This is a genomic window from Streptomyces sp. NPDC048331, from assembly GCF_043201215.1.
Taxonomy (GTDB): Bacteria; Actinomycetota; Actinomycetes; order Streptomycetales; family Streptomycetaceae; genus Streptomyces.
This window is the reverse complement of record NZ_JBICYT010000004.1, coordinates 346,997-372,004: the sequence shown is the minus strand read 5'-3', so window position 1 is coordinate 372,004 and position 25,008 is coordinate 346,997. Positions and strand designations below refer to the sequence as shown.

Annotated in this window: 23 protein-coding genes; 7 read left to right on the top strand and 16 right to left on the bottom strand. The window is 72.9% G+C overall.

Annotation, left to right across the window (positions count from 1 at the left end; genetic code table 11):
* The first annotated feature begins 323 nt into the window (after window positions 1–323).
* From ACGFYY_RS09740 to ACGFYY_RS09730, 3 genes are all read left to right on the top strand, one after another.
* Window positions 324–476: a hypothetical protein gene (locus ACGFYY_RS09740; protein WP_393707916.1), complete on the top strand. Its 153-nt coding sequence runs from the start codon at window positions 324–326 to the stop codon at window positions 474–476.
* Between the two features lie 145 nt (window positions 477–621).
* Window positions 622–1,125: a nucleoside deaminase gene (locus tag ACGFYY_RS09735; protein ID WP_365278256.1), complete on the top strand. Its 504-nt coding sequence runs from the start codon at window positions 622–624 to the stop codon at window positions 1,123–1,125.
* 245 nt (window positions 1,126–1,370) lie between these two features.
* A complete protein-coding gene (locus ACGFYY_RS09730; protein WP_393707914.1) occupies window positions 1,371–2,117 on the top strand; it encodes a CPBP family intramembrane glutamic endopeptidase in 747 nt (248 codons plus the stop codon).
* A gap of 18 nt (window positions 2,118–2,135) precedes the next feature.
* On the opposite strand, the gene ACGFYY_RS09725 is transcribed toward ACGFYY_RS09730, so the two are convergent.
* From ACGFYY_RS09725 to ACGFYY_RS09700, 6 genes are all read right to left on the bottom strand, one after another.
* Window positions 2,136–3,815, bottom strand: coding sequence for an alpha/beta hydrolase (locus ACGFYY_RS09725; protein WP_393707913.1), 1,680 nt, complete (start codon window positions 3,813–3,815; stop codon window positions 2,136–2,138).
* A gap of 87 nt (window positions 3,816–3,902) precedes the next feature.
* The gene (locus ACGFYY_RS09720) at window positions 3,903–5,678 is read right to left on the bottom strand and encodes a SulP family inorganic anion transporter (protein WP_393707912.1); all 1,776 of its coding nucleotides are present in this window, start codon (window positions 5,676–5,678) and stop codon (window positions 3,903–3,905) included.
* 13 nt (window positions 5,679–5,691) lie between these two features.
* Window positions 5,692–8,412: a cation-translocating P-type ATPase gene (locus tag ACGFYY_RS09715; protein WP_393707911.1), complete on the bottom strand. Its 2,721-nt coding sequence runs from the start codon at window positions 8,410–8,412 to the stop codon at window positions 5,692–5,694.
* 63 nt (window positions 8,413–8,475) lie between these two features.
* Window positions 8,476–9,450: a polyphosphate kinase 2 family protein gene (locus ACGFYY_RS09710; protein WP_365278269.1), complete on the bottom strand. Its 975-nt coding sequence runs from the start codon at window positions 9,448–9,450 to the stop codon at window positions 8,476–8,478.
* A gap of 31 nt (window positions 9,451–9,481) precedes the next feature.
* On the bottom strand, window positions 9,482–9,796 hold the full coding sequence (locus ACGFYY_RS09705; RefSeq protein ID WP_393707910.1) for a three-helix bundle dimerization domain-containing protein: 315 nt from the start codon (window positions 9,794–9,796) through the stop codon (window positions 9,482–9,484).
* A 115-nt stretch (window positions 9,797–9,911) separates the two neighbouring features.
* Window positions 9,912–10,451: a MarR family winged helix-turn-helix transcriptional regulator gene (locus ACGFYY_RS09700; RefSeq protein WP_393707909.1), complete on the bottom strand. Its 540-nt coding sequence runs from the start codon at window positions 10,449–10,451 to the stop codon at window positions 9,912–9,914.
* A gap of 143 nt (window positions 10,452–10,594) precedes the next feature.
* Between ACGFYY_RS09700 and ACGFYY_RS09695 the strand changes: the two genes are divergently transcribed.
* Together ACGFYY_RS09695 and ACGFYY_RS09690 are read left to right on the top strand one after the other, a co-directional pair.
* Window positions 10,595–11,659: an alkene reductase gene (locus ACGFYY_RS09695; RefSeq protein ID WP_393707908.1), complete on the top strand. Its 1,065-nt coding sequence runs from the start codon at window positions 10,595–10,597 to the stop codon at window positions 11,657–11,659.
* A gap of 139 nt (window positions 11,660–11,798) precedes the next feature.
* Window positions 11,799–12,206: a DUF2809 domain-containing protein gene (locus ACGFYY_RS09690; protein ID WP_393708020.1), complete on the top strand. Its 408-nt coding sequence runs from the start codon at window positions 11,799–11,801 to the stop codon at window positions 12,204–12,206.
* Here ACGFYY_RS09690 and ACGFYY_RS09685 read toward each other — a convergent pair.
* Both ACGFYY_RS09685 and ACGFYY_RS09680 read right to left on the bottom strand, forming a co-directional pair.
* Window positions 12,155–13,333, bottom strand: coding sequence for an RNA polymerase sigma factor (locus ACGFYY_RS09685; RefSeq protein WP_393707907.1), 1,179 nt, complete (start codon window positions 13,331–13,333; stop codon window positions 12,155–12,157). The two genes, ACGFYY_RS09690 and ACGFYY_RS09685, sit on opposite strands and share 52 nt — an antisense overlap.
* An 8-nt stretch (window positions 13,334–13,341) precedes the next feature.
* Window positions 13,342–13,749, bottom strand: coding sequence for a YciI family protein (locus ACGFYY_RS09680; RefSeq protein ID WP_393707906.1), 408 nt, complete (start codon window positions 13,747–13,749; stop codon window positions 13,342–13,344).
* A gap of 392 nt (window positions 13,750–14,141) precedes the next feature.
* Between ACGFYY_RS09680 and ACGFYY_RS09675 the strand changes: the two genes are divergently transcribed.
* Entirely contained in the window at window positions 14,142–14,756 is a 615-nt protein-coding gene (locus ACGFYY_RS09675; protein WP_393707905.1) for a response regulator transcription factor, read from the top strand.
* 31 nt (window positions 14,757–14,787) lie between these two features.
* Here the strand turns inward: ACGFYY_RS09675 and ACGFYY_RS09670 are convergent, their stop codons facing one another.
* The 5 genes from ACGFYY_RS09670 to ACGFYY_RS09650 form a co-directional block, all read right to left on the bottom strand.
* Window positions 14,788–16,587: an ATP-binding cassette domain-containing protein gene (locus ACGFYY_RS09670; protein ID WP_393707904.1), complete on the bottom strand. Its 1,800-nt coding sequence runs from the start codon at window positions 16,585–16,587 to the stop codon at window positions 14,788–14,790.
* Window positions 16,584–18,380, bottom strand: coding sequence for an ATP-binding cassette domain-containing protein (locus ACGFYY_RS09665; RefSeq protein WP_393707903.1), 1,797 nt, complete (start codon window positions 18,378–18,380; stop codon window positions 16,584–16,586). The genes ACGFYY_RS09670 and ACGFYY_RS09665 overlap by 4 nt, the downstream gene beginning before the upstream one ends.
* A gap of 74 nt (window positions 18,381–18,454) precedes the next feature.
* Window positions 18,455–18,595, bottom strand: coding sequence for a SapB/AmfS family lanthipeptide (locus ACGFYY_RS09660; protein WP_365279627.1), 141 nt, complete (start codon window positions 18,593–18,595; stop codon window positions 18,455–18,457).
* On the bottom strand, window positions 18,592–21,252 hold the full coding sequence (gene lanKC / locus ACGFYY_RS09655) for a class III lanthionine synthetase LanKC (RefSeq protein ID WP_393707902.1): 2,661 nt from the start codon (window positions 21,250–21,252) through the stop codon (window positions 18,592–18,594). Before lanKC ends, ACGFYY_RS09660 begins: the two co-directional genes overlap by 4 nt.
* A gap of 126 nt (window positions 21,253–21,378) precedes the next feature.
* Entirely contained in the window at window positions 21,379–22,626 is a 1,248-nt protein-coding gene (locus ACGFYY_RS09650; RefSeq protein WP_393707901.1) for a TerD family protein, read from the bottom strand.
* A gap of 126 nt (window positions 22,627–22,752) precedes the next feature.
* Here ACGFYY_RS09650 and ACGFYY_RS09645 point away from each other — a divergent pair, with 126 nt between their 5' ends.
* Window positions 22,753–23,067 (top strand): NIPSNAP family protein, encoded by a 315-nt coding sequence (locus ACGFYY_RS09645; protein ID WP_365279640.1) that lies wholly within the window; start codon window positions 22,753–22,755, stop codon window positions 23,065–23,067.
* Window positions 23,068–23,170: 103 nt separating this feature from the next.
* Here ACGFYY_RS09645 and ACGFYY_RS09640 read toward each other — a convergent pair whose 3' ends face one another.
* The 3 genes from ACGFYY_RS09640 to ACGFYY_RS09630 all read right to left on the bottom strand — a co-directional run bounded on the left by ACGFYY_RS09640 (window position 23,171) and on the right by ACGFYY_RS09630 (window position 25,008).
* Window positions 23,171–23,383: a hypothetical protein gene (locus ACGFYY_RS09640; RefSeq protein ID WP_393707900.1), complete on the bottom strand. Its 213-nt coding sequence runs from the start codon at window positions 23,381–23,383 to the stop codon at window positions 23,171–23,173.
* A 171-nt stretch (window positions 23,384–23,554) separates the two neighbouring features.
* Window positions 23,555–24,760 carry a beta-ketoacyl-[acyl-carrier-protein] synthase family protein gene (locus ACGFYY_RS09635; protein ID WP_393707899.1) on the bottom strand — a complete coding sequence of 402 codons (1,206 nt, stop codon included), beginning with the start codon at window positions 24,758–24,760 and terminating at the stop codon, window positions 23,555–23,557.
* Window positions 24,757–25,008 carry an acyl carrier protein gene (locus ACGFYY_RS09630; RefSeq protein ID WP_365279649.1) on the bottom strand — a complete coding sequence of 84 codons (252 nt, stop codon included), beginning with the start codon at window positions 25,006–25,008 and terminating at the stop codon, window positions 24,757–24,759. Before ACGFYY_RS09630 ends, ACGFYY_RS09635 begins: the two co-directional genes overlap by 4 nt.

Here is a 25,008-nt window from a genome sequence, read left to right as displayed (position 1 = left end):
ACGGATGAGGCCGCCCGATGCCCGGTGGACAGGGGGTGCGGGGTTGCCGACACGGGTCGCGTGTGGGATTCCGCTTCCGCCCTGCCGGCGGTTCGGCAGGGGGCCGCGTGACAGCTACCACCCGCACCCGCGAGGTTCCTTCCCGGGGGTGCGCCGGCGGCCCATCGACCGGAGGTCGTGGCACGCTCCGGAAGGGCTCTTGTAGATCCGTACGAAGAGTAGGTTTCAGCCGGCTGACGTTTTCATGTCTTCCGTCCCTGCCTGACTCCGCTCGGTTGCCTGTCTACTCCTTCACACACGATGAAAAAGCGGGGGAGAGAGCCTTGAGCGAGACGATAGCCGGCAGGTTGCTCGCCATGTGCGGGCTCGATCCGGGCGTCACCGTCACCGCGGAACGAGCCGTCCGCCACGCGCCGGGGGCGGACCTGACCCGCACCTCGGCCGCACCGGAGCACAGCGCCGGCGATCAGCCGTAGCGAGCCTCCCGCGGGTACCGCCGATCGCACGCCGATCCCCGGACGCCGGCCGCGACGCGGCACCCGCGAGACCCACCTGCCGCCCCTGGTGCCCCGCACGGGCAGCACACCAGGGAAGTCCCCCACCGTCTCCTAAGGAGTTTCCGTGACCGCACACACCCAAGAAATCAACATCCAGGACCTCGAGCGCACCTGGCTGGACGAGGCGATCAGACTCGCCACCAACAGCGTGGCCAACGGCGGTGGGCCGTTCGGCGCCCTGGTGGCCAAGAACGGCGAGATCGTCGCGATCGGGAACAACCAGGTCACCTCCACCCTGGACCCGACCGCCCACGCCGAGGTGAGCGCGCTGCGGGCCGCCTGCAAGGAGCTCAACACCTTCTCGCTCGAAGGCTGCGTCCTCGTGACCTCGTGCGAACCGTGTCCGATGTGCCTCTCCTCGGCGCTGTGGGCGCGGGTCGACCGGATCGTCTTCGCCGCAGACCGGGACGACGCCGCTGTGGCCGGTTTCGACGACCGCAAGTTCTACGACCTGTTCGAGAAGCAGCCCGCGTCGCAGTGGCCGCTGGCGATCGAGCGGCTGGACCTGCCGAACCGTACGGCTCCGTTCGACGCGTGGGTGGCCAAGACCGACCGCGTCGACTACTGAGGCAGCGGTTCGCCGCTCCGACCGGACCAGTGTGGACGCCAGACCTTTCCGGCACCGCAACACCAGGTGAACGCCCGCGAACAGCGGTGAAGATCCCGAGAGCCGGGCGCCGGATCGACAGCGTCGTCCGCCGCCCGGTCGTCACCGGTGGCATGACCGGTCGGCGGCGGTGCTGCTCCGTCGCCGACGGCCGAGGGTGCAAGATGGGGCCGTCTGGCCCGTCATCTTGACCGAGGTGGGTTCACATGCCCCACAGCACTGCCGGCGTCGCCGGGCGGCGGCCCCGCCGAAGCCCGCGACGCATCGGTACCTGGCCGGCCGTGGCGGTCACCGTGGCCGTCCTCGTCGCCGCCAACCTGACCTTGCACCGCTGGACGGGCCTGTGGGGGCTGGTGACGGCCGTCGTGGTCAGCGGCCTGCTGCTCGGCGTGCTCCGCTGGGCCGGCGGCACCCTCGCGGACGCAGGCCTGGCTCCGGGAACGTGGGCCCGTGGCGCCCGCTGGGCGCTGGCCCTGATCGGCCTGGTCGGCGTCGTCTACCTGGCCGGGGCCCTGCTGCCGGCGACCAGGGGCCTGTTCGAGGACCGGCGGTACGCGGCGATGGACGGGGGCGAGGTGCTGCTCCGCGCCTTCGTACTGGTCCCCGTCGGCACGGTCCTGGTCGAGGAGATCGCCTTCCGCGGGGTGCTGTACGGCCTCGTGGGCCGCGTCCGCGGGGCGATCGGGGCGACCGCCGTGTCGAGCGGGCTGTTCGGGCTGTGGCACGTGCTGCCGTCGCTGCACCTGGCGACCGCGAAACCGGCCGTGAACACCGTCGTCGGCGACTCCGGGCTCGGGGCCGTGCTGGCGGTACTGGGCGCCGTGCTGTTCACGGCGGCGGCGGGCGTCCTGTTCTGCGAGCTGCGTCGCCGCAGCGGCAGCCTGCTGGCACCCATGGGGCTGCACTGGGCGGTCAACGCCTTCGGATACCTCGTCGGGTACCTGCTGCGCTGACCCGGCGGCGGGACGGGCTCACTTCTTCGGCGAGACGATGTCCTTGAGCTCGTTCAGGTCCTGGGTGGAGAAGCCCTCGGGCCGCATGACGTCGTTCCACGCGTCGACGTACGCGGCCTTGTACGTGTGACCGTGACCGTCCGGCACGCCCGTCGAGAACGGCAGGTCGGCGGTGACCTGCCAGAAGGTCACGAACGGGATCCAGACCATGGCTTCGAGCACGTCCGAGCCGGGCCGCTCCCCGATCCAGTCGGGCTCGGTGAGGGCCAACCTGGGGCTCCACCAGACGATCGGGTCGGACGGGTGCATCAGGTACAGCACCCGCGGGCCGTCCCACGGCCGGTCCGCCGGAGGGATCCCGGCGGTCGGGTCGTCGGTGAACCGGACGGTCCGCCCGTCCCGGTAGACGGGTTCGATCTCGGGGCTGCCCGCGTCCCGGCGGTCGCTGAACTCGCGGAAGAGCGTGTTGAAGTTGGGCGGGCCCGCGAACACGGTGCCGGCGGTGCGGTTGCGCAGGTCGGCCTCCCCGCTGAAGGCCGTCTCCCCGCCGAACGACCCCAGGCTCTCGCCCGCCACGAACAGCCGCGGGCGCCGGTCCGGGGGCAGCTTGGACCACTTGTCGTACACCGCGTCGAAGAGGTCGCGGCCGGCCTCGCGCGCCTTCGACTGGTCCACCAGGTACGACATCCACGACGGCAGGTACGAGTACTGGATCGCGACGGTGGCCGCGTCGCCGTTGCCCAGGTACTCGAACGAGTCCACGGCGGCGGGGTCGATCCAGCCGCTGCCCGTGGAGGTCATCACGAGCAGGTTCTCGCGCTGGAAGCCGCCCGCCCGTTCGAGGTCCGCCACGGCTCGGACGGCCCGGGTCTCCGTGTCGTCGGAGGTCGCCAGACCCGCGTAGGCGCGGATGGGCTCCTCCGCCGTACGGTGCGTGAACGCGCCGATCTCCGACGCCGTCGGTCCGGTGCCGGCGAAGGCCCGGCCCTCCCTGCCCAATGAGTCCCACGGCACCAGCGAGCCGGGGCCGCCCGATCGCAGGGCCGATGTGGGTTGGTGCACGCCTTCGGGGGTCTCCGTGTCACGGAGCGAGAAGGCCTCGTTGGTGGCGTTCACGAAGCCGCTCAGCAGCAGCCCGGAGAACGCGGCCCACGCCAGACCCACCACCAGGATCCAGCCGACCACCCGCGCCGCCCGCCGGCCGATCCACCGCCCGAGCAGATCGGCTGCCCGGTGGTACAGGGCCCGCAGCCCCCGCCCGGCGAAGAGCAGGAGCAGGAAGACGAGGGCCGCGACGAAGGGGCAGGCGACGGTGAAGAGGACGTTGTAGTCGGTGACCCCCATCAACCGGCGGATCTCGTGCTGCCAGTACTGGCCGAGCCCGAACGAGATGCCGAGCAGCACCACCGCGCAGACGATCAGGACGAGCCATGACCGGCGGGAGGGGGCACGCGCTTCCCGGTCGGCGAACGCACGCCACACGACGGCCGCGACCACGCCCAACCCGTAGCCGATGGCGGCGCTGATACCGCAGACCAGTCCCTGGAGCACGCCGCCGCGGGGGAGCAGTGAGGGGGTGAAGGACAGACAGGCCAGCAGGAGCGCGCCCCAGCAGCCGGGCAGCGTCAGACGGGGCAACAGGCGGTGCGCGCGTGGCGGCTTGTCCTCCCCACGCGGGACGGGCGGGTCATGGCTCATGGCGGCCTCCACGGACATGGTCCCAAGGGGCTGTTCGACCTGCCATCCGAAGCGCGGGCCGTCACTTCGGGCCGTCACCTCGGGCCGTCACTTCGGGCCGTCGGGTGGGGCCGCGGCCGTCCCGTCGGCGCTCGGCGCGGTCCACCGAGCCCCGGTGCGCAGCCGGAAGGCCTCGACCGCGGACTCCACGGTGGGGAAGAAGTGCCGGGGGTCGATGGTCCGGGTGAGCTCGTACCGCTCGATCTTGCGTCGCACGGGGTCCTTGAGCTCCGCGAACACCAGGTGCACGTCGTCGGCGTTGAGGACCTCGTCGAGCTCCTCCAGGATGTCGGCGGCGGTGGTGTCCACATCCGTCATGGGCTCCGCCGCGACCACGATCCAGCTCGGTCGGGGATCCGCGCCGGCCAGCCGCCTGACCTCGTCCCGGAAGGTCTTGGCGTTGGCGAAGAAGAGCGGGGCGTCGAACCGGTAGATCACCAGGCCGGGCAGTTGCTCCGCGCTCGGGTAGGACCGGATGTCGTGGTACCCCTGCAGGCCCCGCACCCGTCCCAGCACCGTGTCGTACGGCCACCAGGCCCGCCGGAAGACGTTGAGTACGGACAGGGCCACGGCGATCGCGATGCCGGGCAGCACCCCCAGCAGGGCCACGCCGGCGAAGGCCGCGAAGCAGAGCAGGAATTCCGCGCGGCGCTGGCGCCACAGCCGTACCGCTCCCGGTACGTCGGCCAGGGACAGCGACGCGGTGATGACCACGGCCGCGAGGGCCGGCTGGGGAAGATCGCGGAAGAGGCCCGGAGCCAGCACGAGCATGAGGACGATGAGCGCCGCTCCGACCACCCCGGTGAGCTGGCTCCGCGCCCCCGCCCGCTCCGCCACCGCCGTCCGGGAGCCGCTGGTGCTGACGGGGAAGCCCTGGAAGAGGGCGGCCGCCAGGTTGGCCGCACCGACGCCCGCCATCTCCTGGTTGCCATGGACCTCCTGGCCGGTGCGGGCCGCGAAGGCGGACGCGTTGGAGATCGTGTCCGCCAGCGACACCAGGGCGATGCCCAGCGCACCGGCGAGCAGCGGCGCGACGTCGGCGAGCCGCACCTCGGGGATCGTGAACGGCGGGAACCCCTCGGGCAGCACCCCGACCAGGCCGACCCCGCGCTCGTCCAGGTCGAAGGCGGCGGCCGCGGCGATCGCCAGGACCACCATCACGAGCACCGCCGGAACCTTCGGCAGGAAGCGCTGCAGGACCAGGATCAAGACGATCCCCCCGAGGCCCACGGCAGCGGCGGCCGGTACCACCGCCCCCTCGGCGATCTTCCGTACGACGCCGGCGCACTCGCCGATCAGGTTGTCCGCCTCGACCTTGAAGCCGAGCAACTTGGGGAGCTGGCCGATGAGAATGGTCAGCGCCAGGCCGTTCATGTAACCGATCATCGTCGGCTTGGAGATCAGGTCGGCGATGAAGCCGAGCTTCGCCACCGAGGCCAGGATCATGATCGCCGCCACCATCACCGCGAGCATCGACGCCAGCGCGACGGCCCGTTCGGGATCACCGTCCGCCGCCACCAGCGGCAGCACGGTGGCGGCGATCATCGGACCCAGCGAGGAGTCCGGGCCCAGCACCAGGATCCGGGACGGCCCGAACACCGCGTACCCGAGCAGGCAGAGGATGGTCGTGTACAGGCCGGTGATGGCCGGAAGCCCCGCCAGCTCCGCGTACGCCATGCCCTGCGGCACCAGCAGCGTGGTCAGGACGACGCCCGCGACCAGGTCCTTGGGCAGCCACGCGCGCCGGTAGGACGCCACCGCGCGGATCCCGGGAACCGCCCGGAAGCGGGAGAGCACCCCGTGGCCGTCGTGCCGGGCGGTCACGGGCCGACCTTGCTCACGCGGTCCTCGACCGGCGGGCCACGAGCTTGCCCAACTCCCAGACGAGCAGGAGCACGACGGCGGCCAGCAGCGCCCAGCCGAACTGCCGCGCGTCGATGTCGGTCGTCCCGAGGACCCGCTGGAAGCCGTCCATCTGGGTGACCAGCACGGAGAGCACCAGCTGGGCCAGGGCGACCCAGTTCATCTGCTTGCTGTCGAACGTGGAGGTCGTCAGCACCGAATCCGTCTCACTGCGGCATTCGAACGCCGCCACGATCAGGCAGAGGGAGAAGGCGGTGAACGCGATCGACCGGCCGATCTCGATGTCGTCGAAGTGGCTCTCGCCGAGCGTGATCAGGCCGAGCAGGAGGACGGTGATCGCCAGCCCGCCGAGCCCGACCGTGACCAGTACGGGCCGGGTGAGCACCGACTCCCCGCGCGGACGCGGCCGGCGCCGCATGAGGCCGGCGCTCTCCCGGTCGAAGCCGAGCGCGAAGCCGAAGGAGGCGTTGACGACGAAGTGGATCCACAGCACCTGCGGCGGGGTGAAGGGCTCACCGGCGGCGATGTTGAAGACGGTGGCCCCGAGGAACGTCAGCACGAAGGTGACCAGCAGGAGCAGCACGAACCGGATGTACTTGGTGAGGTTGTCGTAGATCGTCCGGCCCTGCTCCACGGCGTAGACGATGGTGGCGAAGTTGTCGTCGGAGAGGATCATGCGGCCGGCGTTCTTGGCCACGTCCGTGCCGCTGCCCATGGCGATACCGATGTCGGCGGCCTTGATGGCGGGAGCGTCGTTGACGCCGTCCCCGGTCATCGCCACGACCTCGCCCTTCTTCTTCAGCGTGTTCGCGAGCAGCACCTTGTGCTCCGGGGCGACCCGTCCCACCACACCGATCCCCTCGATGCGGGCGAGCTGCTCCTCCTCGCTCATGGCGGCGAAGTCGGAGCCGAGCACGGCCTCGCCGGGGATCCCGATCTGCCGCGCGATCGCCGCCCCGGTGGTGACGTCGTCCCCGGTCACCAGACGGACCCGGATGTGCGCGGCCTGCGCGTCGGCCACCGCCGCCTTGGCCTCCTCGCGGGGTGGATCGACCATGCCGACGAGACTGGTCATCCGCAGCTCGGTGACGTACGCGAGCAGGTCGCCGTCCGGATCGAACGCGTCCGGGGCCAGGTCACGCATGGCCGCGGCCATCACCCGCCGCCCCTCGCCGCCCATCCGCTCGCTCTGTTCCTCGGCCCGGCGCAGCAGAGCGGCGTCCCACGGGACGGTCTCGCCCGCCGCGAGCGCGGTGGTGGCCCGCGCCATCACCGCGGGGGCCGCTCCTTTGACGAAGCAGCGCACGACCTGCCGGCCGGCGGCGTCGACCGCCGAGTGGAAGGTGGCCATGAGTTTGTACTCGGGGTCGAACGGCAGGGTGGCGAGTCGGGGGAGGGAGTCCCGGGTGGCGTCGGTGTCCAGACCCGCCTTGTGCCCGAGCACCAGCAGCGCCCCCTCGGTGGGGTCGCCCACCACCGCGCCGCCCACCAGCTTGGCGTCGCTGGCCACCACGTAGGGCAGGATCGCGTCCTCGATCCCGGCCGCGGATCCGGCGGCGTGGTGGATCTTCCCTTCGAGTCCGTAGCCCATGCCCGACACGGTGTACCGGTCGGTGGGGCTCAGCACCTCGACGGCGGTCATCTGGTTCATCGTCAGGGTGCCGGTCTTGTCCGAGTTGATCGCCGAGGTGAACGCCAGCGTTTCCACCGAGGGCAGTTCCTTGACGATGGCGTTGCGCTTCGCCAGGTTCAGGCTCCCGACGGACAGGATCGCCTGGGTCACGGTCGGCAGGGCCTCGGGAATGGCCGCGATGGCCAGCGAGACCGCGCTGACGAACAGGACGTCCCAGGCCTGGTCCCGCTGCCGCCCCAGGGCGAACATCACGATCATGGTGAGGCCCGCCGCCCCCGTGATCCACAGGGTCAGCCGGTCCAGCTCCTTGGTGAGCGGCGGCACCTCCTTCTCGGTCGCCGACAGCATCCCGGAGATCTTGCCGAGCTCGGTGTCCGCCCCGGTCGCGGTGACGATCATGACGCCGCTGCCATGGGTGACCGGGGTGTTCATGAACGCCATGTTGGTCCGGTCGCCGGGCGACAGCCCCGTGCCGGGCAGCGGCCCGGTCTCCTTCGCCGCGGGGACGCTCTCACCCGTCAGCGCCGACTCGTCGATCTGCAGGGCGCTGGCCTCGATGAGGCGACCGTCCGCCGGCACCTGGTCCCCGGCGGAGATGAGCACGACATCGCCGTCGACGAGCTGTTCGGCGGGGATCTCGGCCTCCCGGCCGTCCCTGCGCACCCGCGCCGTCGCCTTCAGCATCGACTTCAGCGCGTTCATGGCGCTCTCGGCCTTGCCCTCCTGGCGCATGCCCACGACCGCGTTCAGCAGTGTCAGCGCGACCAGCAGGATCGCGGTGGTCCACTCCTGGATGAGCAGCGAGACGATCGCCGCGACGACCAGGACGATCTGCATGTAGCTGCGGTACTGGGCGAGGAACCGGTGCCAGGCCGGGACGTGTCGCTCCTCGGGCAGCGCGTTCGGGCCGTGCGCCGCCAGGAGTTCGGTCGCCCGCGCCCCGGACAGGCCGACCGCGGGATCGACACCGAAGGCCGTGACGACCTCCTCGGGGGAGCGCGCGTACCAGCCGTCCCCGGCGGGCGGGGGCTGCTCCGCCACGGAATCCGACCGCACCGTCATGGTTGTGCCTCCGATCCGGGGCCGCGGACACGTCCGGGCCGGTCGCACGCCGTCCGAGGAGCGCTAGCCACGCTTCTTCTTCGGCCTGTTCCGCTTCGTCCCGTCCCGCCGGGTGGCGTACGGATCGGCCGGGGCACCGGCCGGGGCCTCCCGCTCCAGGCTCCGCTTCGTGACGAGGAGATCCTTACGGGCCTCCTCGCCGACATCGGGGTACTGCGGATCGATGTCGATGAGGGTGTGCGCGAGGATCGCCGCCGCGCAGATCCGCGCGAACCACTTCCGGTCCGCCGGCACGACGTACCACGGCGCCCACTTCGTGCTCGTGGCCGACAACATCTCGGAGAACGCGTGCTGGTACTCGTCCCACCGGCGCCGCTCCCGGACATCGGCGGCGGAGAACTTCCAGTTCTTCTCCGGCAGGTCGATCCGCTTCAGGAAACGGGTGCGCTGCTCCTCCTTGGACAGGTTCAGGAAGATCTTCACCACCTTGAACCCGTTGTCCGTGAGGTAGTGCTCCCAGCGGTTGATCTCCCGGTAGCGCCGGTCCCAGATGTCCGGACGCAGCACGTGCTCCGGCAGCTGCTGCCGGAGCAGGACTTCGGGGTGGACCCGTACGACGAGGACCTCCTCGTAGTGCGAGCGGTTGAAGATGGCGATCTCGCCGCGGGCGGGCAGCCGCCGGGCGTAGCGCCACAGGTAGTCGTGGCCGAGCTCCTCGGAGGAGGGCACCTTGAAGCTGCTGACCCGCACGCCCTGGGGATTGACGCCGCTCATCACATGGCGGATCGTCCCGTCCTTGCCTCCGGCGTCGAGCGCCTGGAGGGCGAGCACCACGCCGTACGTGTCCTGGGCGGCCAGCCGCTCCTGGTACTCGGCGAGCAGCGACACCCCGGTGCGCAGCAGCTCGACGCCGTCGCGCTTCTTCATGCCGGCCTTGTAGCGGGGGTCGTAGTCCCGTTCCAGGCGCACCTTCGATCCGGGTGGCACCCGTAGCGGCTCGATGAAGTCCGCGATGCGTTCGGCCCTCTTGTCGGACATCAGCGCGCGCCCCTTCCCCGGCCCCCGGCCGTCATGGCCCGTTCCTCACCGCGGGCGGGGTGCTCCCGGCCGCGGCCAGCGCCTTCCGGGACCGACGCTCGGCCAGGATCGGGACGTACTTCCTGACCTTGGCCTGGCGGAACGACGCGTACGCGGCCTCCACCGTCGCCTCGACGGTGGCCGCGTCGACCGAGGGGTAGGCCGCCCGCAGGCGCGCCACGGTGGTCCGGGCGGCGGCGAGTTCCTCCGGGTTGGGTGACCCGGCGTCCGGCGCCGGCGCCCTGGGTTCCGCGAGGGCGGGGACGGTCCCGGTCCGTTCCGAGCCCTGGAGTGTTGCCGGTGCCATTTCCCACGACCTTCGGACCGACCGATCCGCACATGCCGGCATCGGGTGAGGACGTCCTTCATGGCGATTCTCTGCCAAACCGGGCAAGATCGCCCACCGTGTGGGGACAGCTCTCTCAGCAGGCGCCGGGTCCCCGGTAGGTGGCGTCGCACTCCGCGGCGCCGCGGGCGACCTCCGCGCACAGGGTGGCCTCGACCTTGTCCAGGAGGCGGGTCAGTTCGGCGCGTTCGGCGGTGTCCAGGCCGTCCAGGGTCTGGCGTTCCAGTTCACCCCATGCCGTGCGGACCTCGACGAGGAGTCCGCGGCTGGCCTCCGTCGCCTCGACCAGGGAGGCGCGCCGGTCCGCGGGGTCCGGGCGGCGCCGCACGTGGCCGGACTGCTCCAGGCGCTGGAGCATCTTGGTCACCGTCGAGGGGTCGAGGCCGACCGCCTTGATCAGCTCGGACTGGCGTACGGCCCCGCTGTCCCAGAGGTGCATCATCAGGAACTCCTGCCCCGGGTGCAGCCCCAGGTTCCGCAGGGCCCGGCCGGCCGTGATCCGGTGGAGCCGGGCGACCCGGCTGATCGCATGACTCACCGGCCCGTCCAGCACAGCGCTCGGCACCGCCGCGCAGTGCGTGGCGGAGCGCGGCTCCTGTACGGGTTCCGCGGTCATGGAAGGGCTCCTCCTGGTCGGTCCGGCACGTCTACGAGAGGGATTCTACCTTCCGACCTCCCTTTATGTTGGCCGGCCAAGTAATGGGGTACGCTGCATCTCGCAGCCAATCATTGGCCGACCAACTATTGTGTGAGGTAGAAATGACCACCGCCTTCGAACCGGTCCACGTCGCCGGTGCCACCCTCTCCAACCGGATCGCCCTCGCCCCCATGACCCGTAGCCGTGCCGGTCAGGGCGGTATCGCCACCGACCTCGTCGCCGAGTACTACACCCAGCGCGCCTCCGCCGGCCTGATCATCAGCGAGGGGATCCAGCCCTCCGTCGTCGGACAGGGCTACCCCTTCACCCCCGGCCTGCACAGCGCCGAGCAGGTCGCCGCCTGGCGTGCGGTCACCGACTCCGTGCACGCGGCGGGCGGCCGGATCTTCGCCCAGCTGATGCACTCCGGCCGCATCGGTCACCCGAGCCTGCTGCCCGACGGCCTCGTCCCCGTGGCCCCGTCGGCGGTGGCCGCCCAGGGGCAGCTCTTCACCGGCGAGGGCATGAAGGACTTCGTCACCCCGCACGAGCTGACCGCGGCCGAGGTGCGGCAGACCGTCGCCGACTACGCGCAGGCCGCCCGCAACGCGATCGAGGCCGGCTTCGACGGCGTGGAACTGCACGGGGCCAACGGATACCTGATCCACCAGTTCCTGGCCCCCGGCTCGAACCTGCGCACCGACGAGTGGGGCGGCCCCACGGAGAACCGGATCCGCTTCGCGGTCGAGGTGGTCAAGGCGGTGGCCGCCGCGATCGGCGCCGAGCGCACGGCGCTGCGCGTCTCGCCCGGTAACACCTACAACGACATCTCCGAGCCCGACGCGCAGCCCGCCTACGAGGCACTGGTCGAGGAGATCGACGGCCTCGGCCTGGCCTACCTCCACGTCCTGGAGGCCGGCCCGGAGGCGCGGGAGACCACCCTCGCCCTGCGCAAGCAGTTCTCCGGACCGTTCGTACTGAACCCGGCGACCGAAGGCCCCACCGACCACCGCGCCCTCTCCCTGATCGAGGACGGCGTCGCCGACGTGCTCGCCTTCGGGGCGCTCTTCCTGGCCAACCCGGACCTGCCCGAGCGCCTGCGCACCGAAGGCCCGTACAACACCCCTGATCCCACCACCTTCTTCGGCGGCGACGCCCGCGGCTACACGGACTACCCGACGCGCTGAAGGACGTCCCAGGACGTCCCAGGACGTCCCGGGGTGTCCTGCCGATCGGCCCGGACGGCTCCGGCAGTATGACCCCGTGGATTCCATACCCCCGTGCCGCGACAGCGCCGCCGCGCCCGACCCCCGAAGAATCCGGCTGATGGCCGCCACGGCCGCGGTGGTGACGGTGGGCGCGGGGCTGGGGCTGCGGGCCGCCGGGACGGGCAGCACGGCGAAGTACGGGGGAGACGCCCTGTACACCGTCCTGTTGCTGACCCTCGTCGTGCTGGTCGCTCCCCGCCTGACGCCCCTGCGGGCGGCCGGGACCGCGGTGGCCGCCAGTTGGGCCGTCGAGTTCCTCCAACTGACCTCCGTCCCCGCGGAACTCTCCCGGCACAGCACCGTGGCCCGCTTGGTCCTCGGTTCCACCTTCAACGCACCCGACCTGTTCTGGTACGTGGTCGGCGCGGCGGCGGGCTGCCTCCTCCACACCGCGCTCGCGCCGTCCGCGGCCGGTCAGGGGGACCGGCGGGCGGTGTTCAGCCGGGCGGCCTGCCGCGTCAGGTGATCGCGCTCGGCGAGGTTGGGCGCTTTCCGAGCGGCCTCGGCGTACAGCCGGGCCGCCGTCACCACGTCGCCGTCGCGTTCGTGGAGGTACGCGGCCACCGCGGTGTGGCGGGGCAGCGCGTCGTCCAGCGCCGCGAGCGCCGCCAGCCCGGCGCGCGGCCCGTCGGCCTCACCGACGGCCACCGCGCGGTTGAGCCGCACCACCGGGCTGTCGGTCAGGAGCGCCAGCTCGTCGTACCACTCGACGATCTGCACCCAGTCCGTCCGCTCGGCGGTGGGCGCGTCCGCGTGGAGCGCCGCGATGGCGGCCTGCGCCTGGAACTCGCCCAGCCGGTCTCGGGCGAGGGCCGCCTGCAGGATCCGTACGCCCTCGGCGATCGCCGAGGTGTCCCACTGGCCACGGTCCTGCTCGGCCAGCGGCACCAGGCTGCCGTCGGGCGCGGTCCGGGAGGCGCGCCGGGCATGGTGGATCAGCATGAGGGCGAGCAGCCCGGCCACCTCGGGGTGGTCGATGCGGGCCGCGAGCTGCCGGGTCAGCCGGACGGCCTCACCGGCGAGGTCCACATCCCCCGAGTAGCCCTCGTTGAAGACCAGATAGAGGACGCGCAGCACGGTGGCGACGTCGCCGGGACGGTCGAACCTTCCCCGAGCTCTTCGAGCAGGGGCGACCCCATGGTCGGAGAGGGTGCGCTTGGCCCGGCTGATGCGCTGCGCCATGGTCGCCTCGGGTACCAGGTAGGCCTGGGCGATCTGGCGGGTGGTGAGCCCGCCGACGGCGCGAAGCGTGAGCGCCACCGCGGACGACGGCGACAGGGACGGGTGGGCGCACAGGAAGTACAGCTGGAGGGTGTCGTCCACGGCGGGCGCGGGTCCGGGCGGCGGTTCCTCGTCCACCAGGTCCTCACGCCGGCGGCGGGCGTCGTCCGCCCGGGTCGCGTCCAGGAACCTGCGCCAGGCCACGGTGACCAGCCAGCCCTTCGGGTCGCGCGGCGGATCGGCGGGCCAGGTGCGGACCGCCTCGATCAGCGCCTCCTGGACGGCGTCCTCGGCCGCCGCGAAATCCGCTCCGCGGCGGACGAGGACCCCGAGCACGGCCGGCGTGAGGCTCCTGAGCCGGGCCTCGTCCATCGGTGAGGTCACTCCGTGGTGGAGGGGTGCGCGGTCAGGAACGGACGCAGCTCGAGCCATTCGTGGATCGGCTTCCCGCCCGCCCCGGGGGCGGCCGACAGCTCTCCGGCCAGTTCGACGGCGCGCTCGTAGCTGTCGACGTCGATCACCATCCAGCCGGCGATCAGGTCCTTGGTCTCCGGGAACGGCCCGTCGGTGACCGGCGGGCGCCCTTCGCCGTCGTAGCGGACGAACGTCCCCTCGGGCGCGAGTGCCTGACCGTCGACGTACTCGCCGGTCCCTTCGAGGCGTGCCGCGAAGTCGTTCATGTACTGGATGTGCGCCGAGATCTCCTCGGGCGTCCACCGGTCCATGGGTACGTCGTTGACGGCTGCCGGGGCGCCGCGGTAGTGCTTGAGCAGCAGGTACTTGGCCATGACGCTTCTCCTCGGTGCTGGTGCGACCCATTGTGGTCGCCTTCACCCCTGGGACGGAGCCGGCCACGGGTTCTCGACATCCCCGTCCGAAGTTTTTCGCTCCAGGTCGCTCCGGGCCCCGGGCCCCGGTGCGTCGTCCGTCGGCGGGCCGACGTGGATCCCGCCGAAAGCGCACGGAATCAGCCCATCCGGATTTCCGCCTCCCGGGCGGTTCCGCGGCGCTTTCCGGATGCCCGCCGAGGTGGGAGGGCCATCGGCGGCGCGGGGGCGGAACGGGCGGAGGGCCGACGTCAGGCCACGCGCCCCCGCACGCCTCCCGCCGTGACGTTCCCTCGCGGTGGTAGCTGGGCAGCCGCTTGATGCTGATCGATCGTCTCGTGAGGGGAACCCCGATGACCAAGGTCCTGGTGCTGCACAGTGTGTGCCTCGTGAGGTCGGCCCTGGCCGCGCTGCTGAGATGCGAAGGCGATTTCGACGTCACGTCCGCCGGTTGGCGGGCCGCCGCGCGCCAGGCCGAGTTCTTACGACCCGACGTGGTGGTCGTGGACCTCGACTGTCCGGGGGTGTCGGCCGCCCTCCGCGCGGACGCGGGCACCGCCCGCCTGCTGCCGAACTCGCCCACGCCCACACCCCTGCTGGTGCTCGCACGGGCCGACCTGCCCGGCTCGCTGCGGCGCGCCTTCCGGACCCAGGCGCTCGGCTACGTGGACAAGGACGGCTCGCCCTCCCGGCTGGTCCGGGCCATCGCCAAGGTCGCGGCGGGAGAACGCTTCATCGACGCCACGTTGGCCTCCGCCTTCATGGAGGCGGACCCCATGCCGCTCAGCCCGCGCGAGCTCAGCGTGCTGGCCCGCGCCGCCGAGGGCGACTCGATCGCCGAGATCGCCCGCGCCCTGCACCTCGCCAGCGGAACCGTACGCAACTACATGGCCGCCGTGACCCGGAAGACCGGCGCCCGCAACCGGATCGACGCCATCCGGATATCCCGGCGAGCCGGCTGGGTCTGAGCCGTCGGCCCGAAGGCCCCCGGACCCTTCCTCACCCTTGCCCGTCCCACAGACCCACCAGATCCCGGTACAGGGGCGACCTGGCCGGGAGCTCCGCATGCGTGCCGCACACCGCCCGGGTCCCGTCGAGTACGAGGACCCGGTCGGCCCTGGCGGCGGACGAGATGCGGTGGGCGACCACCACCAGCGTGCCGGGGCGCTCCGCGAGCGCCCGCTCGGCACGCTCCTCGGCGCGCGGGTCGAGGTGACAGGTGGCCTCGTCCAGCAGCAGCAAGGGGGCGGGGGAGAGATAGGCGGCGGTGAGGGCGAGGTGTTGTCGCTCGCCCGGGGTGAGCCGGCCCGGGTCGACGACGGCGTCCGGTCCGCCGAGCCGGGCCACGAGCGCGTCCGCGCCGAGGACGGCCGTGGCCCGCTCCACCTCACCCGGGGACACCGGGCCGGGGCACAGGTGGGTCAGGTTCTCGTGGACCGTCCCCGTGAAGACGTACGCCTGCTGCGGTAGCAGCGTCCGGCGGAGGTCGGGTCCGTATCCGGGGGCGGCCGTCCCCGGGGCGCCGCGCGCGGGGGCGCCCGCCACCCGTACGGTTCCCCGGCCGGGCGGCAGCAGACCGGCGATCAGCGCGGTGAGGGTGGACTTGCCGATACCGCTCGGCCCCACCACGGCCAGGTGCTCGCCCGGCCGGACCACCAGGTCGAGGCCGTCGAGCACCGGGTGTGCGCGGGGACCGTAGGCGAAACGGACCCGCCGCAGCTCGACGGCGGGAGCCGGTGGTGGCGCGAGCGCCGCGGCTACCGGTCCCGCGTCCGCCACGGGGGCCGCGGAAGCCGGGGTTTCGGACGCCGGTCGCGGCGCCGGTTCCGGATCGCAGAACCGGTCCAGCACCACCAGCAGCCGGGTGCCCGCCGCGCCGACCGCCGTCATCAGCGCGTCCAGGGCGGGCAACAGTGACTGCACGAGGTAGGTGAGCGCCCCGGCCACGGCCCCCGCGCTCACCCCCCGCCCGAGCAGCCAGGGCGTTCCGGCCAGCAGGGCGACGACCGGCAGCCGGCCCGCGACACCGAGGGCCAGCGTGCGCAGGGCGGTCCACCGCGCGAGCCGCCCGGTCAGCCGTTCCTGCTCGGCGATCAGCAGCTCGACCCCGGCCCCGGCGGCCGCCCCGCCCCCGCACGCGACGACGTCACGCAGCCCCGCCGCCAGTTCGCCCGCGCGCGCGGCCAACGCCTCGTCGACGTCGAGCGCCGCGCGCTGCACGCGTGCCATCGGGCGCAGCGTGGCGAGGAAGGCGGCCGTCCCCAGGAACAGCGCGGGCAGGACGAGGACCAGCAGGACGGGGGCCAGTGCGGCCAGCCCCAGCAGCGCGCCCAGGGCGGTGAAGACGAACGACCGGGCGATCAGCACCAGTCCGGCGAAGGAGTCCCGGGCCATCTCGGTCTGCTGGGTCAGCCGGGAGACCGCACCCGAGTCACCGGCGGCCCCGGACCCCTTCGCCGGATCGGCGACGGCCCGCCCGATCGCCTGCCGCACGGAGCGCCGCACCAGGCCGTCGCGCAGCGGTTCGACCAGGTCCGCGAGGCCGCCGAACACCCCGCGCAGGGCGAGGGCGCCGAGCAGGGCGCCCGCACCGGCCACGGCCAGCCACCCGATGCCCGTACCGGTACGGCCGGCGAGGAAGCCGTCGTCGAGGGCGCGGGCCACCGCGTAACCCCCGAGGAAGGTGTGCGCGGACTCCAGCAGGGACCAGAGCGCGAGCCGGCGCAGGGTCCGGGTCCGGCCGCGCAGGAAGCGACGGCCCTCCCGGGACACCCGCCGCCACGTGCCGTATTCGCTCATCGGACCGCCTCCCGGTCCGGCGGCTCCGCAGCAGGTTCCGACTCCCGTTCCGGTGCGGCCCCTTCGCCGAACACCGCCCGGTAGTCGGCGTCCGGCCACAGCTCCGTGTGCGTACCGGTCGCCCGGACCCGCCCCGCGTCGAGCCATACGACGAGGTCGGCGCGGGCGGCCGAGGAGACACGATGGGCGACGACCAGGCGGGTCCCCGGCCGCACGTCGTGGACCAGTGCCCGCTCCACCTGACGGGCGGTGAGGGTGTCCAGGCTCGACATCGCGTCGTCCAGGACGAGCAGCCGCCCCGCACGACAGAACGCCCGTGCCAGGCCGAGGCGTTGCAACTCCCCGCCGGACAGCGGCGCGTCCGCGAGCGCGGTGTCGTACCCCTCCGGGAGTCGGCGCACGAAGGCGTCGGCCCCGGCCGCCCGCGCGGCGGTGCGCACGGCCCCCGGGTCCGGGGCTGGGTCCGGGTCCGGACCGCCGCCGAAGGCGATGGCGGCCGCGACGCTCCCCCCGAAGAGGGCCGGTCGTTCGAAGGCGTGGCCGACCTCACGGCGCAACTCCTCGCCGGACAGCTCGTCCAGCGGCACGCCGTCGAGCAGGACCCGGCCCGCGTCGCACGCGGTGAGCCGTCCCGCGACGGCGGCCAGCGTCGTCTTGCCCGAGCCGGAGCGGCCGACCACGACGGCGGTCGTCCCGCCGGGGATCCGCAGGTCGACGTCGTGCAGCAGTACGGTTCCCGCGCGGACGACCCGTACCCCGCGAAGCTCCAGCGTGCCCGACCCGCCTGCGGGCAACCGGCTTTCGCCCTGCGGCAGTTCGGGCAGTTCGAAGAGGGTCGCGGTGCGGCGGGCGGCGGCCCGGCCGCGCACCACGGCCGCCAGCCGCCCCGTCACGGCTCCGACCCCGGCCGCGAGGCCCGCGTAGCGCACCGCGGCGAGCAGCCCGCCCACGCCGAGGGCGCCCTCCGCGAGGCGGATCCCGCCCACGCCGAGGACGACGTGGAGCAGCAGGGGCATGAGGGCACCGGTGCGCGCGACGGTCGCGCCGTAGATCCGCCACGTCCGCCGCCCCTCGACGCCGAGCTCCGGCAACCGGGCCAGTACGCGCGCCTGTTCGCGCTCGGCGGTGCCGGCGGCGGCGATGGTACGGGCGCCCCCGAGGGCCTCCACGAGCCGGCCGGCCAGGTCGAGCTGCACCTCCTGGTAGCGGCTGACGCTGGCGCCCGAGTCACGGGCGAACGCCTTCAACAGCAGGGCGAGCACGGGCAGTCCGGCGAGGAAGGCCAGCGCGGTCCACACGTCGACCAGGAACAGCGCCACGAGCCCGCCGAGCGGGGGGAGCAGGGCCACGGCCGCGGTCACGACGGCCGCCGGAACGGCCCCGGCGGTGGTGGCCTGCGCGGTCAGCCGGGCGGAGAGTTCGCCGGGGGAGTGGTGGGCGATCCGGTGCGGCGCGGTGCGCAGCAGCCGCCCGAGCCCGAGCCGGCGCAGCCAGGCGGTGGAGCGGGCGTCGACACCGCCGGTCAGCCGGGCCGTCGCCGCGTCGAGCAGCACCTCGGCGGCGATCACCGTCGCGCACCAGGCGGTCCACCGGGCGCCCGCGGCGTCCTGCCGCAGCAGCAGGTCGAGGGTGTGGCCGAGAATCGCCGGTTCGGCCAGGGCCGCGCCGGCGGCCGCCACCGAACAGACGGACGCGGCGGCGAGGCGGCCGGAGCTGTGCCGTGCGGCCGCCCGCAGGGCCCGGTCGGCCGTGCGGTCGGCCGACGCCTCGCCGGGAGGATCGGGCACGGTCATGGGGCGCGGCCTCCAGGGGTGTGGTGCGGGCCCGGGCGGCGTACCGCCCGGGCCCGGGAGGACCTGATCCCTGATCAGTTACAGGTCGTGATGCTCAAGCTGCTGTCACCGCAGAGCAGCAGGCTGGCGCGGCTACCGCCACCACCGCCACCGTGCGCGACCTCGGTGGTCTCTTCCTTGGGGGTTTCCATCGACTGCAGGTCGAGAAGCGTCATGTCCGTTTCCTCTTCACTGTGGTGTTCCGATGGGACACGGCCCCCGCGAGGGGGACCGGCTCTTGGACCGCCGCGGCCGACCGCGGCGGAGGGAGGAACGGCAGGTGCGCGCGCCCACCGGGCGCGGTGCTGCCGAGGGCGAGGAGCGCGCCGGCCGTGCCCGTGGACAGGTCCATGGACAGGCGCATCATCTGCTCGCCGGGGAAGGCCAGGAAGCCGCGGTACGGGACCGCGTGCCGGGCCAGGGCCTCCACCTGTCGGGCGATGTCCGCGGCGCCGGAACCCGGACCCGGAGTCGTGGTCCGCGCCAGGTGGAGGATCATGCCGGCCGCACCCCGGAACAGGCCGGGCTGGGCGTAGAAGGTCGCCTGGGCGGCGCGGACGATCTCCGGCCGGGCGCGCTCGAAGCGGTCGTCCCGGGCGTGCTCCAGCCAGTCGTCCAGCACCATGCCGATCCCTACGCTGCCGGCGCCGAGGTAGGGCATCGTCCGCCAGCCCTCGTCGACCTGGAGGGTACCGAAGACGCTGGTCACACAGCGGTCGAGATCGCGGTGCAGGGCCCGGCCGGCCCGGATCAACCATTCCTGGTCGCGGGTACGTTCGTAGAGCCGCAGGTGGAGCAGCGCGGGACCGCTGTGCCCGTGCAGCAGGCCGGCCCGTCGCGGCCCGGACGTGGTCGCGGGATCGGCGAGGAGGTCGGCGCAGCGCAGGGCCGCCGCGTGCAGCGCGCCCTCGCCGGTGGTCGAGCCCAGGGAATCCAGGGCCAGGCCGATGCCGGCGAGTCCGCCGTGCAGGTCGGGTCCGGCCGACTGCCAGGGCTGGTCCAGCAGCCGTTCGGCCAGGGCCAGCGCCCGGTCGCGGTGGCCGAGCCGTTCCAGGGTCCACGCGAGACCGGCGAGGCCGTCGTAGAAGCCCAGCGGCATGCCGGAGGCCGGTTCCTTGGTCCGGGCCAGCAGCCATTCCTCGGCCTCGGGCCACGGGTCGGCGCCGGTCTCGGCGAGCGCGTACAGCACACCGGCCGCTCCGTGACCGAATCCGGTTCCGCCGCCGGCGGTCGCGAACTGGGCCGGATCCCCGGGGAAGAGGCGGTCCTCGCGGTCGAAGGTGGCGCTCGCCCGGATCGCCGCCGTCATCGAGGCACACGCGGCGGCCCGGTCGCCCGGCTCGACGGGCAGGTAAGGGCGGGTAGGGGGAGGGGCGGACGACTCAGGACCGGACCCAGGACCCGAGCCAGGACCGGGGTCCGCGAGGATCTCCCGTACCGCCTCGTCGAGGAACGTACGCGGGACCGGGAACTGCTCGGCGGCGATGTCGGCCAGGTGCGCCGCCTTGGCCCGGTCCAGCACCAGCAGGCTGGTCAGCGGCAGGAACAGGGCGAGGCGCAGGCAGGCCAGGGCGTACCGGTCGACGGCGAAACCTCGTCGCCCGGCCGGGGCGACGAACGCCGGGTTGGCGACGGTCTGGCGGAGCCCCTCGTCCACATGGGCGGCGGCCTCGAAGTCGAGCAGTGCGACCGACATCCCACCGGTCGCCTCGTCCTCCGCGACCATGACGTTGAACAGGTGCAGGTCGTTGAAGACGATGCCGCGGGCGTGCACCGCGTCCACGGCCGCCGTCACCCGCCGATGGACCTCCAGCGCCCACCGGGTGTACTCCGCGAGCTCCGCAGGATCCGGGTCCGCTTCGATCAGCGGGTGCCGGCGGGCGAAGTAGGTGTTGAGCGGTTTGCCCTCCAGGTACTGCATCACCAGGAAGTGGTGGTCGCCCACGGTGAAGGTGCCGTGCACCGCGGGCACACAGGCCAGCCCGGTCAGCTGCTCCAGCGCCCTGCGTTCACGGTGCAGCCGCGTGACGGCGTCCGCCCCGTCGGCCGCGAGTCCCGCGAAGGGGCGCGCCTCCTTGAGGACGACCGGCTCGCCGGTGCGCACGTCACGACCGGCGTAGACACCGCCGCCGTTGGAGAAGTGCAGGGCCCGTTCGACCGTGTACGGGAGGCCTTCGAGGGTGGCGGCGGCCCGCCGGGCCAGATGGGGCGCGAGGAACGCGGGCATCTCGACCCACTCGGGCGGCTGGAACACCGGACCCCGCGGGTCCGGAACGAGCCGGCCGTCCGGGGTCTCGATCGCCGGGACGAGTTCACCGCGCTCGTCGTAGCAGTGCCGCAGGGTGAAGCTGCCGTACCGCAGGTGCACGGGACCGTCGTTCCAGCGCAGATCGCTCAGGATGTACGGGCCGGGCTCCCCGGCCAGCAGTCCGTCGAGTTCCTCGGCGACGCGCCGGCACTGCTCCTCGTCCGCCGGGTACACGGTGAGGAACTTGCCGCTCGCCGCACGGTCGGCGTACTTCGCGTTGCGCAGGTGCAACAGGTACCGACTCGGTACGAACTTGAACGCGATCCGGCGCTCCAGGCAGTAGGCGCGGACCCGTTCGAGGACGGACTCGGCGTTGTCCAGGCACGCCGACACATGGATCTTCCAGCCCTGGGAGGGAAGCCGGGCGTCGACGGGCCGCAGCGCCAGCCAGTCCCCGCTGCGGTGCGTCTGCCACCCCGCCGGTACGGGGGCGTGCGCGGCCGGGTGGTTCTCCTCGGCCCGCCGGTACGGCGCGTCGTAGAACCAGCGGTCGGCGTCGCAGAAGGCGGCGTACCCCTTGTTCACTCCTGCTCCCTCGGTCGGTGACGTCCTCACGCTGTCACGCGGCCCGAGGGCCGCGACAGTCGCGGCTGTCACCGATGAGGTGTGCAGTACGCACGAGTCACCAAGGGGCGGAAGGAGGCCGGCGGGTCAGTCCTTGCTCGCCGACTGCCAGCTCATGTCCCAGCCGTACTCGATGTCCGCGGCCTGCTGCTTGAAGATGCCGGGCGCCGGCAGGAGGTACCGGGCCTCGCGGCGGACGATCAGCTCCCCGCCCACGTTCTCGATCAGGGCGATGGCGGCCACCGGCGAGGGGACGGTGCATTCGTCCAGCCGCACCTCGATCGGCGGACCGACGGGCGGATGCAGGGTGGCGACCCCTTGGAGCCCGGCGAAGCTGGTGGCCCCGGCGTAGATGACCACGAAGACCAGGACGCGCTTGATCTCGGCCGCGTGATCGAGGTTGATCGTGAGGTTCTCGCCGGCCTCGCTCGCTCCGGTCCGGTCGTCGTGGTCCAGCTGGATGTACGGAGGCTGGTGGAACGAGCCGAACTGGTTGTCGATGGGGTGGACGATCCCCTTCGTCCCGTTCCGCAGCTCCCACAGGCAGGAGAGGTCGAGGTCGACGTCCTCCAACCGGACGGCATCGTTCCCCTTACGCATCCACCCGCGCGGCGGCGCGGCGACGCTCCAAGTGAGATTGACCCGCATGCTTCCGGAGGTGGCCCCCTGTTCGGTCAGCGATACCGTAGGGGCCGCCTTCGTCAAGGTGATCTTCGACAGCCGTACCGGGCGGGCGGGCGCGGGCGGATCCACCTCCCGCCGCACGGGCGACGGCACCTGCGCGGGCGGAGTCGGGGCGGGGGCCGGGCCGGGATCGTCCACCGTGATCCCGAAGTCGGTGGCGAGCCCGGCCAGCCCGGAGGCGTACCCCTGACCCACCGCTCGGAACTTCCACGCACCGGCCCGTCGGTACAGCTCCCCGAGCACGAACGCGGTCTCGGAGGTGGCATCCGTGGCGTCGAACCGTGCCGTCTCCACGCCGCTCCGCGCGTCCAGCACGCGGACGAAGAGGCCGGACACCTGACCGAACGTGCCGTCGGTGGAAGCCGCGACCACCACCGTCCCGATCTCGTCCTCCACCCCGGACAGCGTCACCCCGATCGTCTCGACCACGCCCGCCCCGTCCTGACGCCGTCCCTCGTGGCGCACGGCACCGCTGGGGTGCACGGGCTGGTTGTAGAACACGAAGTCGTCGTCCGACCGCACCTTCCCGGCCGCCGTCAGCAGCAGGGCCGACACGTCCACATCGGGCGTCCCGGGACCCCCTCGCCATCCCAGCTCCACCCGGACCGTGGCACTCGGCACCGGTACGTTGGCACCCTTCCGCATGGACATGCGGTTCCCCCTTCCGCTGCTTCTCTCCTACGTCCGCAGCGTACGAGGATGTGGCCCGATCCCTCCCCCGAAGGCGGCGATTGCTTCCGCGCGGGGGAAGTCGTGGGGGCCCGGCATGATGGGGCGGTGATCACCATTCATCTGAAGTACGAGATCGACGTCGACAAGCTCGCGGACTTCGAGGAGTACGGGCGCCGTTGGGTCCGGCTGGTCAACCGGTTCGGAGGCACCCACCACGGCTACTTCCTGCCCAGCGAGGGCGACAGCGACATCGCCTACGCCCTCTTCTCCTTCCCCGGCTTCGCCGCCTACGAGCAGTACCGCACGGACAGCATGTCCGACCCGGAGTGCCAGGCCGCCTTCGACCTGGCACGCGAAACCCGCTGCATCAAGCGGTACGAGCGCCGCTTCCTACGGCCGCTCGACACCCCGGGCGCCTGATACGTCCGGCACCTGACAGGTCCGGCACCTGGCACGTTCGGGAGCGGCGCCCGCCCACGACGAACAGCCGGGCGCCGATGCCGACCGAGCCGCCGGCTCGACCTCACCCTTCGCGGTCCAGGACGCGACGGGCCGCCTCGGCCTCCGCCGCGGGCGGGGACAACTCGTCCAGGGTGTCGAGCTCGTCGTCCGAGACCAGCTCCCGCTCCCAGGCGGCCGCGAGCCGCTCCTGGTCCTCCTGCGGTCTGCCGGTGACGGCCTCCCGCTGCTGCGGTCCGAGAGCCGCGAGGAAACGCCCGACCGCGTCCGTCGGCATGCCGTACTCCTTCTCGCCGTGGGGGAGGGCAGCGGCGATCGTGATGCCGTGCCTGGCCCAGGATGGCGAACCGGGCCGGAGCGGGCGGCCCGACACGGCGGTCCGCCACCCGAATGCCCGGCCCGGCGGGCACCGTACCGTCCCGCGTACGGGCATGCCCGTCCCGCTCCCTCAGGCGCGGGCGAGGACCGCCACGGCGTTGTGGCCGCCGAAGCCGAAGGAATTGCTGAGGGCGACCGACGACGGATGGTTCCGCGCCGTCCCACCGACCACATCGATGTCCATGCCCGTGTCGGTCTCGCGCAGCCCCGCGGTCGGCGGCACGGTGCCCTCGGCCAGGGCCAGCACGGTCAGCGCCGCCTCGATCACGCCCGCCGCGCCGAGGGTGTGCCCGAGGGTGCCCTTGGCCGAGGTGACGGGCGGCCGGTGCGGGAACACGCGCCGCAGGACGGCGGCCTCGATCTCGTCGTTCTGCCGGGTCGCCGTGCCGTGCGCGTTGACGTGCCCGACGTCTCCAGGGGCCAGCCCGGCGTCCGACAGGGCCGCGCGGACGGCCTGTTCGGCGCCGCGCCCCTCCGGGTGGGGAGCCACCAGGTGGTGGGCGTCCGTGGAGGCCGCGTAACCGATCAGCCGGGCGAGGGGCCGGGCCCGCCGGGCGACGACGTGGCCGGGGCGCTCCAGGACCAGCGCGCCGGCGCCCTCGGCGATGACGAAGCCGTCCCGCGCCCGGTCGAAGGGCCGCGATCCCGTTCCGGACAGGGTGCCCAGCTGGGCGAAGCCGGTCACGTTCAGCCGGGTCACAGCCGCCTCGGACCCGCAGACGAGCGCGATGTCGCACTGTCCGGTCGCGAGCAGGTCCCGGGCGAGGCCGAGGGCCGTGGTGCCCGAGGCGCAGGCGGTGGACGTGGACAGGGCCGGACCGGTCACCCCGAAGTGCAGGGCGATGTTCGCGGACACCATGTTGACCAGGTAGCCGGTGAGGAAGTACGGCGAGACGAACTCCGGTCCCAGCTCGACCAGTCGGGCCTGCGCGCTCTCCTGCGACCGTGCCCCGCCGACACCGCCGCCGGTGACCACGGCCACCCGGCTGCCGTCCCAGTCCCGCGGATCGAGCCCGGCCTGGTCGAGCGCCTGAGCCACGGCGGTCAGGCCGAAGCGGGAGACCGGATCCAGTCGGGCCCCGCCGCGCCGCCGCAGGACCGGGTGGTCCAGTTCCGGGACACGGCAGCTGAGCGAGACGGGCAGACCGCCCAGGGCGGCGTCGGGGGCGGCGGTGGAGCGGCCCGCCAGAACGGCCGACCAGGTACTGTCCCGGTCGCACCCGGCGGCGGTGACCAGGCCGAGCCCGGTCACGACGGCCTCGGCGCGAAGGCTCAACGGTCCGTCCGTCGGGCCTCGACGGACGCGGCGAACTCGGCGAGGGTCGCGTCGCGCAGCTCGTCCTCCTCGACCTTGACGCCCAGCACCTCGTGCACGGTGATGGCCATCTCGACGACCATGAGCGAGTCGACCAGCAGGCCGCGCATGGGCGCGTTCGGCTGTACCTCGTCGGAGGGGACTTCGAACCTCTCGACGAGCAGTTCACTGATCACGTCGAGGACGGATTCCGGCGCGGAAGTGGTCAC